Annotated in this window: 13 protein-coding genes and 1 riboswitch; of the genes, 8 read left to right on the forward strand and 5 right to left on the reverse strand. The window is 69.5% G+C overall.

The features are described 5' to 3' along the window. Positions 1-6 precede the first annotated feature (6 nt). The 3 genes from CES90_RS42410 (at position 7) to CES90_RS42420 (ending at position 3,109) form a co-directional block, all read left to right on the forward strand. Positions 7-480 (forward strand): bifunctional nuclease family protein, encoded by a 474-nt coding sequence (locus CES90_RS42410; RefSeq protein WP_005475662.1) that lies wholly within the window; start codon positions 7-9, stop codon positions 478-480. Positions 481-965: 485 nt separating this feature from the next. Continuing rightward, on the forward strand, positions 966-1,610 hold the full coding sequence (locus CES90_RS42415; protein ID WP_189788333.1) for a MerR family transcriptional regulator: 645 nt from the start codon (positions 966-968) through the stop codon (positions 1,608-1,610). 95 nt (positions 1,611-1,705) lie between these two features. Further along, positions 1,706-3,109, forward strand: coding sequence for a DNA polymerase IV (locus tag CES90_RS42420; RefSeq protein WP_189788334.1), 1,404 nt, complete (start codon positions 1,706-1,708; stop codon positions 3,107-3,109). 581 nt (positions 3,110-3,690) lie between these two features. Here the strand turns inward: CES90_RS42420 and CES90_RS42425 are convergent. Then, positions 3,691-4,059, reverse strand: a complete 369-nt coding sequence (locus tag CES90_RS42425) for a PRC-barrel domain-containing protein (protein ID WP_149828865.1) — start codon at positions 4,057-4,059, stop codon at positions 3,691-3,693. A 123-nt stretch (positions 4,060-4,182) separates the two neighbouring features. After that, positions 4,183-4,278: riboswitch (glycine riboswitch) on the forward strand. Between the two features lie 173 nt (positions 4,279-4,451). Here CES90_RS42425 and gcvP point away from each other — a divergent pair. Next, positions 4,452-7,337, forward strand: coding sequence for an aminomethyl-transferring glycine dehydrogenase (gene gcvP, locus CES90_RS42430; protein WP_189788335.1), 2,886 nt, complete (start codon positions 4,452-4,454; stop codon positions 7,335-7,337). 118 nt (positions 7,338-7,455) lie between these two features. On the opposite strand, the gene CES90_RS42435 is transcribed toward gcvP, so the two are convergent. Both CES90_RS42435 and CES90_RS42440 read right to left on the reverse strand, forming a co-directional pair. Further along, entirely contained in the window at positions 7,456-7,662 is a 207-nt protein-coding gene (locus CES90_RS42435; RefSeq protein ID WP_189788336.1) for a DUF5999 family protein, read from the reverse strand. A gap of 422 nt (positions 7,663-8,084) precedes the next feature. Continuing rightward, the gene (locus tag CES90_RS42440) at positions 8,085-8,669 is read right to left on the reverse strand and encodes a hypothetical protein (RefSeq protein WP_189788337.1); all 585 of its coding nucleotides are present in this window, start codon (positions 8,667-8,669) and stop codon (positions 8,085-8,087) included. A gap of 579 nt (positions 8,670-9,248) precedes the next feature. Between CES90_RS42440 and CES90_RS42445 the strand changes: the two genes are divergently transcribed. Continuing rightward, entirely contained in the window at positions 9,249-10,766 is a 1,518-nt protein-coding gene (locus tag CES90_RS42445; RefSeq protein ID WP_189788338.1) for a glutamate--cysteine ligase, read from the forward strand. Between the two features lie 132 nt (positions 10,767-10,898). Further along, positions 10,899-11,699: a CPBP family intramembrane glutamic endopeptidase gene (locus CES90_RS42450; protein ID WP_189788339.1), complete on the forward strand. Its 801-nt coding sequence runs from the start codon at positions 10,899-10,901 to the stop codon at positions 11,697-11,699. Here the strand turns inward: CES90_RS42450 and CES90_RS42455 are convergent. Then, on the reverse strand, positions 11,689-12,501 hold the full coding sequence (locus tag CES90_RS42455; protein ID WP_189788340.1) for a PhzF family phenazine biosynthesis protein: 813 nt from the start codon (positions 12,499-12,501) through the stop codon (positions 11,689-11,691). The two genes, CES90_RS42450 and CES90_RS42455, sit on opposite strands and share 11 nt — an antisense overlap. Positions 12,502-12,779: 278 nt before the next feature. On the opposite strand from CES90_RS42455, the gene CES90_RS42460 reads away from it, so the two are divergent. After that, entirely contained in the window at positions 12,780-13,418 is a 639-nt protein-coding gene (locus CES90_RS42460) for a PadR family transcriptional regulator (RefSeq protein ID WP_189788341.1), read from the forward strand. Between the two features lie 126 nt (positions 13,419-13,544). Here the strand turns inward: CES90_RS42460 and CES90_RS42465 are convergent, their stop codons facing one another. Continuing rightward, on the reverse strand, positions 13,545-13,973 hold the full coding sequence (locus CES90_RS42465; protein ID WP_189788342.1) for a type II toxin-antitoxin system Rv0910 family toxin: 429 nt from the start codon (positions 13,971-13,973) through the stop codon (positions 13,545-13,547). A gap of 211 nt (positions 13,974-14,184) precedes the next feature. Between CES90_RS42465 and CES90_RS42470 the strand changes: the two genes are divergently transcribed. Then, complete coding sequence (locus CES90_RS42470; RefSeq protein ID WP_189788343.1) at positions 14,185-14,730, forward strand: Clp protease N-terminal domain-containing protein; 546 nt, start codon at positions 14,185-14,187, stop codon at positions 14,728-14,730. Positions 14,731-14,746 lie beyond the last annotated feature (16 nt).

Below are 14,746 nucleotides of genomic sequence, written 5' to 3' on the forward strand. Positions count from 1 at the left end.
TGCTGTGTGAACGAGCTCGATGTCGTAGGTGTCCGGGTCGAAATGCCCTCCAACCAACCGATCGTGCTCCTGCGTGAAGTGGGAGGCGACCGTTACCTCCCCATCTGGATCGGGCCAGGGGAGGCGACGGCGATCGCTTTCGCCCAGCAGGGCATGGCCCCCGCGCGACCGCTGACCCACGACCTTTTCAAGGACGTGCTGGAGGCCGTCGGTCAGGAGCTCACGGAAGTGCGCATCACGGACCTGCGTGAGGGCGTCTTCTACGCGGAGCTGGTGTTCGCCAGCGGGGTGGAGGTGAGTGCTCGGCCTTCCGACGCCATAGCGCTGGCGCTGCGCACCGGGACGCCCATCTTCGGTAGCGACGGGGTGCTCGACGATGCGGGCATCGCGATCCCGGACGAGCAGGAGGACGAGGTGGAGAAGTTCCGCGAGTTCCTCGACCAGATCTCGCCCGAGGACTTCGGCACGAACAGTCAGTGAGGCTGTGGGGCGCGGCGAAGAAGCGATCTGGGCGGCCGCGCCGAGAGCCGAGGGTTGGTGAGTGTGCTCGGCCGGGGTGCGGTCTCGGGGCTGAGGCCGCCGTGGGTTGCCGGTCTGCGTTTGCGGCTGATCGCCGTTGCGGCGGATAAGAGGCAGACCGAGGGGAAGTATCAGTCGGAGCCCTCGTGAGCACGGGCGCCCTGCGAAGAACCGGGCGGCGGGTGTGTCGGGCGACTGCCGGAGGCGAGTGGGGCGTCAGGCGGCTCGTCCGAGGTATCGGAGAGGCTGAGCACTCGGCACATGACATGAGTCATTGCGGAGTCGGGCGGCTCGGCGAAAGCGCATTCGGCTAGCCTTTCCCCGCGGAAGGGCACGGGAAACCACTCTCAGGGTGATTATCACTCGGCGTGCCGAGTGTGGCGGTCGTTGACGCACCCTTGGTGGCTGCCTACCGTCGAGAAGGCAGGTCAAGGACGGAGGTCGGCGTGAGAAGCAGCGGCGACGGTACGGCTGGGAGTGCCCCCGGACGCAAGCTGGGGGAGAACGGCCCGTACCCGCTTCACGGCAGCGCGGCCGGTTACGTCCCGCAGCGGCCCACGACTGTGCAGGACAGTGCGGAGGCGGCGCGTGAGCCGCACGAGAACGTCGGTTACCGCGGTCCTACCGCGTGCGCGGCCGCCGGCATCACCTATCGGCAGCTCGACTACTGGGCCCGCACCGGGCTCGTGGAGCCGAGCGTACGGCCCGCTCATGGGTCGGGGACGCAGCGGCTCTACAGTTTCCGGGACGTCGTCGTCCTGAAGATCGTGAAACGGTTCCTCGACACGGGTGTGTCGCTGCAGAACATCCGCACCGCCGTCCAGCACCTCCGGGAGCGGGGCTTCAGCGATCTGGAACGGATGACGCTGATGAGCGACGGTGCCACGGTCTACGAGTGCACCTCGCCCGACGAGGTACACGCTCTGCTCCAAGGCGGCCAGGGGATCTTCGGAATCGCTGTCGGGGTGGTCTGGCATGACGTGGAAAGCGCTCTCTCGCAGCTGCATGGTGAGCGGGTCGACACGGGGGAGACGTTGGTCGGTCACAACCCCGCGGACGAGCTGGCGCGGAGGCGTAACAGGGCTGTCTGAGAGCCGTTGGCGGAGCGGGGCGCCAGGTGGTATGCGGTTGCTGTCGGGTCGGCTATAGCGGGGCATTGTCAGTGGCATAAGGCAGCATCGGAAATGTGAGAACCGCGCCCACGATTCTGCATCTCGACATGGATGCCTTCTACGCCTCGGCGGAGCAGGCATCCAAGCCGAGCCTGCGTGGGAAGGCCGTCATCGTGGGTGGGCTCGGGCCGCGTGGTGTGGTCGCCACTGCCTCGTACGAGGCCCGAGTGTTCGGGGTGCACTCGGCGATGCCGATGGCGCAGGCGCGCCGCCTCGCGCCCAATGCGGCCTATTTGATGCCGCGCTTCGATTTCTACCGGGCGATCAGCGAGCAGGTCATGGGGCTGCTGCGGGTGCTGTCGCCGTTGGTGGAGCCGCTCAGCCTGGACGAGGCGTTCGTGGACCTGGAGGCGGGGAGTGCGGCTTGGGACGAGGCGTCGGCGCGGCTCGTCGGGGCCAAGCTGCGCGCGGACATTCGGGCGGTGACCGGGCTGACCGGATCCGTGGGGCTCGCTGCCTCCAAGATGCTCGCGAAGATCGCCTCCGAGCAGGCCAAGCCGGACGGTCTTGTGCTCATCGAGCCCGGGACCGAGCGGGCGCTGCTCGGGCCGATGTCGGTGCGGATCCTGCCGGGGGTGGGGCCGGCGACCGGGGACCATCTGCGGCGGGCCGGGATCACGACCGTCGAGGAGATCGTGGAGGCGGGAGAGGACGAGGTCGTACGACTGCTGGGGAAGGCCCATGGGCATGGGCTGTACGCGATGGCGCTGGCGCGCGATGACCGGGCGGTGGTGGCCGAGCGGGACACGAAGTCCGTGTCGGTGGAGGACACGTACGACGTGGACATCCATGACCGGGTTCGGGTGCGGCTGGAGGTGCAGCGGCTTGCCGATCGGTGTGTGCGGCGGCTGAGGGGGGCCGGGCTCTCGGGGCGGACCATCGTGCTGAAGGTGCGGCGGTATGACTTTTCGACGCTGACCCGGTCGGAGACGTTGCGGGGGCCGACGGACGACCCTGCCGTGGTGCGGGAGGCCGCGGGGCGGCTGCTGGAGGCCGTGGACACGACTGGGGGCGTGCGGTTGCTCGGGGTGGGGGTCAGCGGGCTCGCCGACTACACGCAGGAGGATCTGTTCGCGCAGGCGGCGGGGGAGCCGGAGCCCCTTGAGGAGGAGGCGGTGGAGGAGGCCGTGGCTGAGGAGAGTGTGTCTGTTGAGCGGCAGTGGCGGGCGGGGCGCGACGTGCGGCATGCCGAGTACGGGCATGGGTGGGTACAGGGGAGTGGGCTCGGGCGGGTCACTGTGCGGTTCGAGACGCCCGGGTCGGAGCCGGGGCGGGTGCGGACGTTTCGAACCGAGGACCCTGATCTGGAGCCGGCGGATCCGTTGCCGCTGATATCGGGCGGGCCGGTGGAGTCGTCGTCGGAGCCCGGGCGAGTGGTGGAGAGCGAGTCGAGGTTGGGGTCCGGGGCGGAGGGCTGAGGACCGTTGTAGACCGCCGGCCGACGATGTCGCGGTTGAGCGCCGTTGCGGCGGGATGGGAAGACGAGGGAGGTAAGGCCTGGCCTCGGTGGGTGCGGTGGGGGAGGTGGCAGCTCTGGTGGGCGGGGAATCAAGCCGCCGGTGGGGTGGTGGGCGGATGCAATAGCCATGACCGGCCCCGGAGGCAAAGCCTGGTGGGCGAAGGAGGCGCAGCAGCCCCTGACTGGGACGGGAGATAAAGGCCGGTGTGTGGGCGAGGTGGCTGCCCTGGTGGGGGCGGGAGGAAAAGCCCGGTAGGCGGGAGAGGGGCAGCCCTGTCGGCGCGGTGGGTAACGCTCGGAAGGTGGGAGAAGTTGCTGTCCTGGCGGGCTGGCGGGCTGGCGGGCTGGCGGGCTGGCGGGCTGGCGGGCTGGCGGGCTGGCGGGCTGGCGGGCTGGCGGGCTGGCGGGCGGGCGGGCTGGCGGGGTGGGGGGGTGGGGGGGGGGGGGGGGGGGGGGGTGGGGGGGCGGGGGGGGGGGGGGGGGGGGGGGGGGGGGGGGGATGCCCCTTGTGGGACTGGTGATTTAGGTGTTGGGGGTTGGTCAGGGGTCCTCCTGGGTTGTTGTGTTCGTGGAGTTGTGGTTGAGCGGGGGTGGAGGGGCTATGTCCAGGCCGTAGTGGTGGTAGAGCTGGAGTTCTTGTTCGGGGGAGAGGTGGCGGCCTACGCCGAAGTCGGGGGCGTCTTTGATGAGGGAGCGGTCGAAGGGGACTCGGAGGGTGCCCTCGATGAGTTCGCTGGGCTCGAGGGGGACGAACGCGTCGCGGCCGAAGAGGCCCATGCGTATCGCGGCCCACTCGGGGATGCCGGTCGCGTCGTCGAGGTAGACCTCGTCGACGGTGCCGAGCTTGGTGCCTTTGCGGTCGAACGCCTTGCGGCCGATCAGGTTGCGCGGATCGATGTCGGTCTGCACGTGCCCTCCAAGTGGTCGCAAAGGGGTTGCAAATCGTCTCTCACCACTACGAAAAGGCACATTGGGAAAGGCGGCCACTCGAGGCACGTTCATGGACCGCGCTGATACGCTGGCAGCGGCTGTTGACCCCGTGCGGGAGAGTCCTCCGGACATCATCGGAGGCGCCGAAGGAGCAAATCCTCCCCGGAATCTCTCAGGCCCACGTACCGCACGGACGAGGTCACTCTGGAAAGCAGAGCGGGTGTCGACGGCTTCCGCTCTCACCGACGGTGAAAGCCGGTTCGCGCCTGGACCGGTGAAGCTCTCAGGTTGAGATGACAGAGGGGGAGGCCGTCCGGGCACCCGTGCCGTGGTGCCCCTCGAAGGTCGCGTCAGACCAGGAGGCCTCCGCAATGACCGCCCATCGCATGCCGCTCTCGGAGCTTGAACAGGGAATCCCCTTCGAACGGCGCCACATCGGACCGGACGTCGAGGCCCGGGCCAAGATGCTCGCGCAGGTCGGGTACGGCTCGCTCGACGAGTTGACGGCCGCCGCCGTCCCGGATGTGATCAAGAACGCTGAGGCCCTGGAGTTGCCGGGCGCGCGTACCGAGGCAGAGGTTCTCGCAGAGTTGCGTTCGCTCGCGGACCGTAACCAGGTGCTCGGCTCGATGATCGGGCTCGGGTACTACGGGACGTTCACGCCACCCGTCATTCTGCGGAACGTGATGGAGAATCCGGCCTGGTACACCGCCTACACGCCATATCAGCCGGAGATCTCGCAGGGGCGGCTCGAGGCACTGCTCAACTTCCAGACCATGGTCGCCGATCTGACCGGTCTGCCCACCTCCGGGGCCTCACTGCTCGACGAGGGCACCGCCGCCGCCGAGGCCATGGCGCTGTCCCGGCGCATGGGGAAGAACAAGAAGGGCCTGTTCCTGGTCGACGCGGACGCGCTGCCGCAGACCATCGCCGTGATCGAGACCCGCGCCGAGCCGACCGGGGTCGAGGTCGTCGTCGCCGACCTGAGCGAGGGCATTCCGGCCGACGTGGCCTCGCGTGAGATCAACGGCGTGCTGCTCCAGTACCCGGGCGCCTCCGGTGTCGTACGCGATCTCAAGCCGGTCATCGAGCAGGCTCATGAGCTCGGAGCGCTCGTCACCGTCGCGGCCGATCTCCTCGCCCTCACATTGCTGGCGTCGCCCGGTGAGCTGGGTGCTGACATCGCCGTCGGTACGACGCAGCGGTTCGGTGTGCCGATGGGCTTCGGTGGGCCGCACGCGGGCTACATGGCCGTACGGGAGAAGTTCGCGCGCAGCCTGCCCGGGCGGCTCGTCGGCGTCTCCGTGGACGCGGACGGGCACAAGGCGTACCGGCTCGCCCTGCAGACGCGGGAGCAGCACATCCGCCGGGAGAAGGCGACCAGCAACATCTGTACGGCTCAGGTGCTGCTCGCGGTGATGGCCGGGATGTATGCCGTCTACCACGGGCCCGAGGGGCTGCGGACCATCGCGCGGCGTACCCACCGGTACGCCACCGTCCTGGCCGCCGGTCTCACGGCCGGCGGAGTCGAAGTCGTGCACGGCGCCTACTTCGACACCCTCACCGTGCGGGTGCCGGGGCGGGCCGCCGAGGTCGTCGCGGCAGCGCGGGAGCACGGGGTGAACCTGCACCTCGTGGACGTCGACCAGGTGTCGATCTCCTGTGACGAGACCACCACGCGGGCGCAGCTGGGCGCCGTATGGACCGCGTTCGGGCTGGAGGGGGACGTCGAGGCCCTCGACGCCGCCGTCGAGGACGCGCTGCCGGAGGCGCTGCTGCGCTCCGACGAGTACCTCGTGCACCCGGTGTTCCACTCGCACCGGTCCGAGACCGCGATGCTGCGCTACCTGCGGCGCCTCGCCGACCGGGACTACGCGCTGGACCGGGGCATGATCCCGCTGGGCTCCTGCACGATGAAGCTCAACGCGACCACCGAGATGGAGCCGGTGACCTGGCCCGAGTTCGGGCAGCTGCACCCGTTCGCGCCCGCCGAGCAGGCACAGGGCTACCTCACCCTCATCCGCGAGCTGGAGGAGCGGCTGGCGGAGGCCACCGGCTACGACAAGGTGTCGCTGCAGCCGAATGCCGGCTCGCAGGGTGAGCTGGCCGGGCTGCTGGCCGTACGTGGGTACCACCGTGCCAACGGTGACGAGCAGCGGACGGTGTGTCTCATCCCGTCCTCGGCGCACGGGACGAACGCCGCGAGCGCCGTCATGGCCGGGATGAAGGTCGTCGTCGTGAAGACCGCCGAGGACGGTGAGATCGACGTCGCGGATCTGCGGGCCAAGATCGAGCAGTACAGCGACGAGCTGGCCGTGCTGATGATCACGTACCCGTCGACGCACGGTGTGTTCGAGGAGCACGTCGCGGACATCTGCGCGCAGGTGCACGACGCGGGCGGGCAGGTGTACGTCGACGGTGCCAACCTCAACGCGCTGGTGGGCCTCGCCAAGCCGGGGCGCTTCGGCGGTGACGTCTCGCATCTGAACCTGCACAAGACGTTCTGCATTCCGCACGGCGGCGGCGGTCCGGGCGTCGGTCCCGTGGCGGTGCGCGAGCACCTGGCGCCGTATCTGCCGAACCACCCGCTGCAGCCCGCGGCCGGCCCGGAGACGGGTGTGGGGCCGATCTCGGCGGCGCCCTGGGGTTCCGCGGGCATCCTGCCCATATCGTGGGCGTATGTGCGGCTCATGGGCGGTGAGGGGCTCAAGCGGGCCACGCAGGTGGCGGTGCTCAGCGCCAACTACATCGCCAAGCGACTGGAGCCGCACTACCCGGTGCTGTACACCGGCCCGGGCGGGCTCGTCGCGCACGAGTGCATCGTCGACCTGCGGCCGCTGGCGAAGGCGACGGGTGTGAGCGTCGACGACATCGCCAAGCGGCTGATCGACTACGGCTTCCACGCGCCGACGATGTCGTTCCCGGTGGCCGGGACGCTGATGATCGAGCCGACGGAGTCGGAGGACCTGACCGAGCTGGATCGGTTCTGCGATGCGATGATCGCGATTCGCGCGGAGATCGAGAAGGTCGGCTCGGGCGAGTGGCCCGCGGACGACAACCCGCTGCGGAACGCCCCGCACACGGCGGCGGCGCTCGGCGGGGAGTGGGAGCACGCGTACAGCCGTGAGGACGCCGTCTTCCCGGCCGGGGTCACGCCCGCCGACAAGTACTGGCCGCCGGTGCGCCGGATCGACCAGGCCTTCGGCGACCGGAACCTGGTCTGCTCCTGCCCGCCGCTGGACGCCTACGAAGAGTAGTCACCCGCGGGTACGCGTCGGGGCCGGGTCGGAGAGTGTTTCTCCGGTCCGGCCCCTCATGTGTCCGGGCGTGCGTCCTGTGCGGGGACGCCCGCCCTGTGCGCACGTGCAGTGCGGCTCAGGCGGCCGTCATCACCTTGTCGGTGCCCAGCGGGCGGTGCGGGGCGATGATCTGGCCGTCCGGCAGGAGCTCACCGGTGTCCTCGAAGAGCAGAACGCCGTTGCACAGCAGGCTCCAGCCCTGCTCCGGGTGGTGCGCCACGAGTCGGGCGCCTTCCCGGTCGGCGGATGCGGCTGTCGGGCACAGTGGCTGGTGCTGGCACATGGTTGTTGGGATCTTTCGCTCTGTCGTGTGTGATGAGTTGGCTGTCGCGTCTGTTGCGCGGCTTGAAGCCTCGTTCATGACCGCCCCCCGTGGTGATTATTCGGTCCGGTCCCAGTGTTGCCCTACGGGCGTCAATCCGCAGGCATTTCGCAGCACCGCTCCTCACAGGTTGATGACGCTTCAGCCGCGCGGAGGGTTCATCCCAACTGCACTGTCCCTTCGGGTGGTTCCCAGTGGTCGTATGGGGCTAGTCCGGTCGGCAGGGCTCGAGGATTGGCTCGTACGAGCGTATTGCCGCGCGGAAGAGCGGAATATCCCTCAGTGGTAAACGAGTACCCCGCTACCGGTATATCGGCAGCGGGGTACGAGGCGGTGCGAAGGGCTGAAACGGTTCCGGACCGAGGGTTGAAGCGGTTCTGAACTCAGGCGGGCGAACCCAGCAGTGGGACGGGTGTGAGCCGAGTGGTCAGGACGGGGAGCAGATCGGCGACGCGGTGCGGGCGGTGGGCCGCGATGCCGGGCGGGGCCGGCGCCAGCGGGACCAGGAGGTCGGTCGGTGCCGGGTGGCCGGCGGCACCGTCGGCGGTGTGGTCGGCGTGCAGCCAGAGCGTGAGCATGTACAGCTCGGGCACCGACAACAGGCGTGGCTGGTAGGGCTGTTGCATGGTCTCGGCCTGGCGCAGGGCGCGCTCGGTGGAGGCGATGTACGGACCCTCGAAGAAATGCGAGAACGCCCATCCGTCGGGGGTCAGCCGGGTCTCGGCGGCGGCCACGGCGCGGCCTTGGCAGTGGATCAGGAAACGCCATCCGGCGAGCCGCGTGGTGCCCGCGCCCTCGGGGGTGATCCGGTCGAGGACGTGGACGGGCAACGGGAGATCGGGTGTGGCGGGGCCCTGGGCGCTCTGCAGCGAGGGAGTTCGCGCCTCGCGGACGGCGGTGGGAGAACCGAGTGCCGTGAGGACGGTGCGCAGGGCGGGCGCGGGAGCCGGGGGGACATGCAGCGGCATGGTGGGTCGCCTCTCATTCGACAGGCACGGTGGAGCGAGGGCGGGGGCGGACGGCGCTGTCAGCTCTCGGGGATCGGAGAGACGGGTGCCCGGGGTCCGGGTGCGTGGGAAGGTCTGCCGTGCGTGGCCTGACGGCAGGACCGAGGACCGCGATTGCCGACTCTCAGCCTCGTTTGCGGAGTTTATATGATGCGTGTTCTGGTGATGTTTCGTCTAGCCGTCCCGAATATGAACAGCAAGGCGGTATCCGGTCACCGAAACACGGGAATCATCCCGGTTCTCAGTGGGTACTCGTCGATGACCTCGCATTACCGTCGCGTAGCGGACGGCCGGTTCGCATCGGCGCTTTTCACGAAACGACGCCAGACGGAAAGCGCGTTCTGAACCGTGCCGATTTATGCCCCGTGAATGTGCCAGAAGCACGCCGAGTGAATATCGTCGGAGATGACCGCACTCAGCCTAGCGTGCGCAGGTCTTGTGCGGGACGTTATCGGTGGCTCTGCCTGGGCATCATCATCCGTGGACCCGGGACAGCAGTGGCCGGCTCGTCGGCCTGCCCATCCGAGGAGGGACACTTCGATGGGGGAGAAGGTCGTGGCGGGGTCGTTCGGCCTGTCCGACCGTCAGGTCTACCGCGAGAAGCTGCGGCAGTGCCTGGCGGGACTGGCGCGGCTGCTGGAGGAGAAGCGGTTCGACCGCCCCAAGAATCTCATGGGTGTGGAGATCGAACTGAACCTCGTCGGAGCCGACGGCCTGCCCAGAATGATGAATGCGCAAGTACTCGAGCGGATAGCGAGCCGAGATTTCCAAACAGAACTCGCCATGTTCAATCTGGAAGTCAACATAGCTCCACACCGGCTGGGCGGCAGGGTATTCGACCAGCTTTCCGAGGAGCTGCGCACCTCCCTGACGTATGCCGACCGGAAAGCGGGCGAGGTGGACGCGGGAATCGTGATGATCGGTATTCTGCCCACCCTCGATCGTGACGACCTGGTCTCCTCGAACCTCTCCGCCGGTGACCGCTACACGCTGCTCAACGATCAGATCGTCGCCGCCCGCGGTGAGGATTTCACCCTCGACATCGACGGCGTCGAGCGGCTCGTCTGCACCTCGAAGTCGATCGCGCCGGAGGCCGCCTGCACCTCGGTGCAGTTGCACCTCCAGGTCACCCCGGGCCGGTTCGCCGATGTGTGGAACGCGGCCCAGGCGGTCGCCGCCGCGCAGGTCGCCATCGGTGCCAACTCACCGTTCCTCTTCGGGCACGAGCTGTGGCGGGAGTCGCGGCCACCGCTGTTCCTGCAGTCCACCGACACCCGGCCGCCCGAGCTCCAGGCCCAGGGCGTGCGGCCGCGCACCTGGTTCGGGGAGCGGTGGATCTCTTCGGCCTACGAACTCTTCGAGGAGAATCTGCGCTACTTCCCGGCGCTGCTGCCCATCTGCGACGACGAGGATCCGCTCGGTGTCCTCGACGCGGGCGGTGTGCCCTCGCTCGCCGAACTCACCCTGCACAACGGCACGATCTACCGCTGGAACAGGCCCGTGTACGGCATCGCCGACGGGGTCCCGCACCTGCGTGTCGAGAACCGGGTGCTGCCCGCCGGGCCGACCATCACGGACGTGATCGCCAACGCGGCCTTCTACTACGGGGTCGTACGCGCTCTCGCCGAGGAGTCGCGGCCGGTGTGGACCCGGATGCCGTTCGAGGTGGCCGCCGCCAACTTCGATGAGGCGTGCCGGCACGGGATCGAGGCAGTGCTGCAGTGGCCGCGACGGGGGCGGTACGGCGGGGTGGGGCCGGTGGACGCGGTGCACCTCGTACGGGACGAACTGTTGCCGCTCGCCGAGGCGGGGCTGGACGCGTGGGGTGTCGAGCCGGTCGACCGGGACTTCTACCTCGGCGTGATCGAGGACCGCTGCCGGCGCCGGGTCAATGGGGCATCGTGGCAGGTCGAAACGTTCCACCGGGCGCTGGCGAAGGGCCTCGGACGGGACGCCGCGCTGGCCGCCACCACACGCCGGTACTGCGAGCTGATGCGCTCCGGGGAGTCGGTGCACACCTGGCCGGTGGGACTGCCGGAGCCGGTGCCGCTGGGGTGACGGGCCCTGACGTACGCCGCCGGTGGGGCGCCGGCACCGAGGTGGGAGGCCTTGGAGGTACGCCGCCGGAAAGATCCGTAGCGCCGCGGGTGATGATGGTTCCTCGGCGGGACCGGACAACTGGAGGCGTGGGTGCAGGGGCAGGCGGAGTCTGTGGACGGTGCTGTGCCGAGGGAGCGGCCGACCCGACGGATTCTGAGGGACGAGACACTGCTCGTGCTGGGGCTGTCGCTCGGTGCGAGTGGGGTGTCCGCGCTGATCAGTTTCATCGGGTCGGTCACGAAACCGGGAGGGCTGAAGGACCAGGCGGCCACGATGAACGCCTCGGCCGCGCCGGGCCGGCCGTGGCTCGACCTGGCGTGGCAGCTCTTCGGGATCACGACCGCGCTGGTGCCCGTCGCACTGGTCGCCCACTTCCTGCTGCGCGAGGGCTCGGGGCTGCGCGCACTCGGGTTCGACCGGACGAAGCCATGGCCCGACCTCGGTCGCGGGGCGGCGATCGCCGCGGTGATCGGCAGCACGGGCATCGCCTTCTATCTGCTGGCCCGCGGGCTCGGCTTCAACCTCACGGTGGTGCCGGAGGCGCTGCCCGAGGTGTGGTGGAAGTACCCGGTGCTGATCCTCTCCGCGATCCAGAACGCGGTCCTCGAAGAGGTGATCGTGGTCGGGTATCTGCTGCGCCGGCTCCAGCAGTTGGGCTGGTCGCCGGGGAGCGCGCTGGCGGCCAGTTCGGTGCTGCGCGGGTCGTACCACCTCTACCAGGGCATCGGCGGGTTCATCGGCAACATGGTGATGGGCGTGGTCTTCGTCTACCTCTACCGGCGGTGGGGGCGAGTGGGCCCGCTCGTGGTGGCCCACTCGCTGCTCGACATCGGGGCGTTCGTGGGATACGCGCTGCTGGCCGGGAAGGTGGGCTGGCTGCCTACGGCGTGAGCAGCTCGCCCTCGATGACCGTGACCGCATGGCCGGACAGCAGGGTGCGGTCGCCGCGCAGCTCGGTGCGGACGAGGCCCGAGCGGCGGGAGGCCTGGAGGCCGGTGAGGTCCGGGCTGCCGAGGCGCTCGGACCAGAACGGGGCGAGGGCGGTGTGGGCGCTGCCCGTGACCGGGTCCTCGTCGATGCCGACGTTCGGGAAGAAGCAGCGGGAGACGTAGTCGTGGCCGGCGGCGGGGTCCGCGGCGCGGGCGGTGGCGATGATGCCGCGCTCGGAGAAGCGACCGAGGGCCCGGTGGTCGGGGTCGAGACTGCGGACCGTCTTCTCGTCGGCCAGCTCGATCAGCAGGTCTCCCACGTTGGGGCCGGTGTCGAACACGCCTAGCGGCGCGGCGCCCAGGGCCTCGGCGACGCCGTCCGGAGTGGGGACCGGGGTGAGGGGAGCGGTCGGGAAGTCGAGGGTGAGGGAGCCGTCCGGCCGGGGCGTGGCGACGAGGACACCGCTGCGGGTGGCGAACCGCACCGGGCCCTCGTGGGCGCCCGTGGTGCTGAGGACGTGCGCGGTGGCCAGTGTGGCGTGGCCGCACATCGCCACCTCGGCGACGGGCGTGAACCAGCGCAGCGCCCAGTCCGCCTCCGCGCCCTCGGGGAGGGGGTGGGTGAACGCGGTCTCGGCGTGGTTGACCTCCATGGCCACGTTCTGCAGCCAGGCGTCGTCAGGGAAGGCGTCGAGGAGGAGGACCCCGGCCGGGTTGCCGGCGAAGGGGCGGTCGGTGAAGGCGTCGACGATACGGATACGCATGGGGCGACGTTAGACGGCGGACGAGGGCCGCGGCCAAGGCCAATTCCGGGTGGCTGGACCGGTTCTTCGAAGCCAATCCCCGTCTGACTTGTTTGATTCTCGTTCGTGTGGCCGCGCCGCTGCTGCTGCGGCGTGCCTTGTCGCTCGCAGCTGCTGGGCATGGGGCGCCCGAACTCCTCGCAGTGCGGGACGACTTCTTTTGCGGCCTTGCCGGGCGACAGGTTCCGATATATCGTTGAAGCATCGCGACAGATCAAAAATGGAATGGAGTGATTGCGATGCGTTCCCGTGGACAGGACTTCGGATTCGAGCGTGGGCATGGACGCCGTGGTGGGGATCACTCCCGCGGTCGAGGTGACGTCGAGGCGCTGCGCGCCGCCTTCGGGCCCTTCGGGCCGGGTCATGGTGGGCCCGGTGGCTTCGGACCTTTCGGCCCGGGCCCCTGGGGTGGACGAGGGCGAGGCGGACCCAGGGGAAGGGCACGGCGAGGTGACGTACGCGCGTCGATCCTGGCCCTCCTCAAGGACAGGCCCATGCACGGCTACGAGATGATCCAGGAGATCGCCGAGCGCAGCGGCGGGGCGTGGAAGCCCAGCCCCGGCTCGGTGTACCCCACCCTTCAACTGCTGGAGGACGAGGGGCTGATCGCCAGCGAGACCGAGGGCGGCAAGAAGCTGTTCTCGCTCACCGAGGCCGGTCGCGCCGCGGCCGACGAGGGTTCCGACGCCCCCTGGGAAGAGGCCTCACGAGGGGTCGACTGGGAGGCGCTGAGCGAGATCCGGACGGCCGGCTTCGGCCTGATGGAGGCGTTCGGCCAGGTCTGGAAGACCGGCAGCAAGGACCAGCGCGACAAGGCGCTGGCGGTGATCAACGAAGCCCGCAAGAAGCTGTACCTGATCCTCGCCGACGAGGACTGACGGTCGGCGGTCGGCGGTCGGCGGGCGGCGGTCGGCGGGCGGCGGGCGGTAGAGCGTGGAGTGCCCCGTGGAGTTTTTCCGCGGGGCACTCCCGTGTGTGGTGGTCGGGAGGGCCGTGCGGCCGCCTCACGTCACCAGGGCGCCCAGTTTGCGCAGTGACTCGTCGAGGGCGGCCGTGGCGGAGTCCCTGAGCTTGCCCGCCATCAGGGAGACGGCAGCGCCGGTGAAACGGCCGTCGATGCGGACCGTGGTGGCGTCGCCGTCCGGTGTGAGCGTGTAGCGGGTGGCGAGGTCGACGGCCATCGGGCCCTTGCCGCGGATGGCCAGCACCCGGGCGGGTTCGAGTTCGGCGATGGTCCACTCGACCTCCGCCGGGAAGCCCATGAGCTTCAGGTTCTCCTGGAAGGTGCCACCCACTTCGAGCGTCTCCGGGCCGCCCTTGGGGAAACCGGTGTGCGTCGTGTTCCACTCGCCATACGCGGACCAGTCGACGAGCCGGGCCCAGACCTTCTCGGCGGGAGCCTCGATGCGTGCCTCCGCGCTGACATCGGCCATGCGACAACCCCTTCGACTCGGACGTCTCGGACGGTGGTGTCGCGGAACGTAGCCGTGAGGGCCGGAACATTCAATACTGATGAACCGTCAGGAGGAGTGGATCTCATCCGCAGGGAGGAGATGAGTGTCGTCCCTACGCAGCCTGTGGTGGACGTGAAGATGCTTCCTGTCGTGGATGACTGGGCGACGGTGGGGCTGATGGGGTGAGGGTGTGCGACCCCGTATTCCCCGGCAGTCGGCCGTAGGCCATGGCCCGAACCACGCGGAGCTCGAGGTCGGGCTCACCGATGAGCTGGCCTCGGTGATCGCCGGTGCGCGCAGACGGGCGCTGCGGGACGGGGACCGGCAGATCGACACGGCTCATCTGCTGCACACGCTTGTGGAGTCCGACCCCGAGGTGCGCGCGGTCTTCGACGGCCGACAGGTCGCCCGGCTGCTCGGCTACTTGGTGCAGCGCAGCATCGGTTACGGACTGCGTTGGCAGATCGGCGTCGAGGATGCCGGTGCCGTACCGGGGGTCCCCGGCACACCGGGTTGGTCGCCGGTGGCGGCGCGGGCCATGGCGCAGGCGTACGAGCGTGCCGTGCGGCGGGGCGAGGAGCGGGTCCATGGGGTCGACCTGCTCGCCGTGATCGTCGCGGTGCCGGCGTCGCGGGCCGTGGAGGTGCTGAGGAGGACCGGGGTCGACGTGGGGGCGCTGGCGCGGCGGATCGAGCAGCTGGGTGACGTCCGATCGGGGTCGGCGTCCGACCGGTGAGACAGGAGTGATCTGG

Source organism: Streptomyces capitiformicae (assembly GCF_002214185.1).
GTDB lineage: Bacteria > Actinomycetota > Actinomycetes > Streptomycetales > Streptomycetaceae > Streptomyces > Streptomyces capitiformicae.

Excerpts from the sequence above, each read along its gene's own strand:
- CES90_RS42435 (WP_189788336.1), bottom strand. The coding sequence starts at position 7,662 with ATGTGCCAGCACCAGCCACTGTGCCCGACAGCCGCATCCGCCGACCGG.
- CES90_RS42455 (WP_189788340.1), bottom strand. The coding sequence starts at position 12,501 with ATGCGTATCCGTATCGTCGACGCCTTCACCGACCGCCCCTTCGCCGGC.
- CES90_RS42465 (WP_189788342.1), bottom strand. The coding sequence starts at position 13,973 with ATGGCCGATGTCAGCGCGGAGGCACGCATCGAGGCTCCCGCCGAGAAG.
- CES90_RS42440 (WP_189788337.1), bottom strand. The coding sequence starts at position 8,669 with ATGCCGCTGCATGTCCCCCCGGCTCCCGCGCCCGCCCTGCGCACCGTC.
- CES90_RS42445 (WP_189788338.1), top strand. The coding sequence starts at position 9,249 with ATGGGGGAGAAGGTCGTGGCGGGGTCGTTCGGCCTGTCCGACCGTCAG.
- CES90_RS42460 (WP_189788341.1), top strand. The coding sequence starts at position 12,780 with ATGCGTTCCCGTGGACAGGACTTCGGATTCGAGCGTGGGCATGGACGC.
- gcvP (WP_189788335.1), top strand. The coding sequence starts at position 4,452 with ATGACCGCCCATCGCATGCCGCTCTCGGAGCTTGAACAGGGAATCCCC.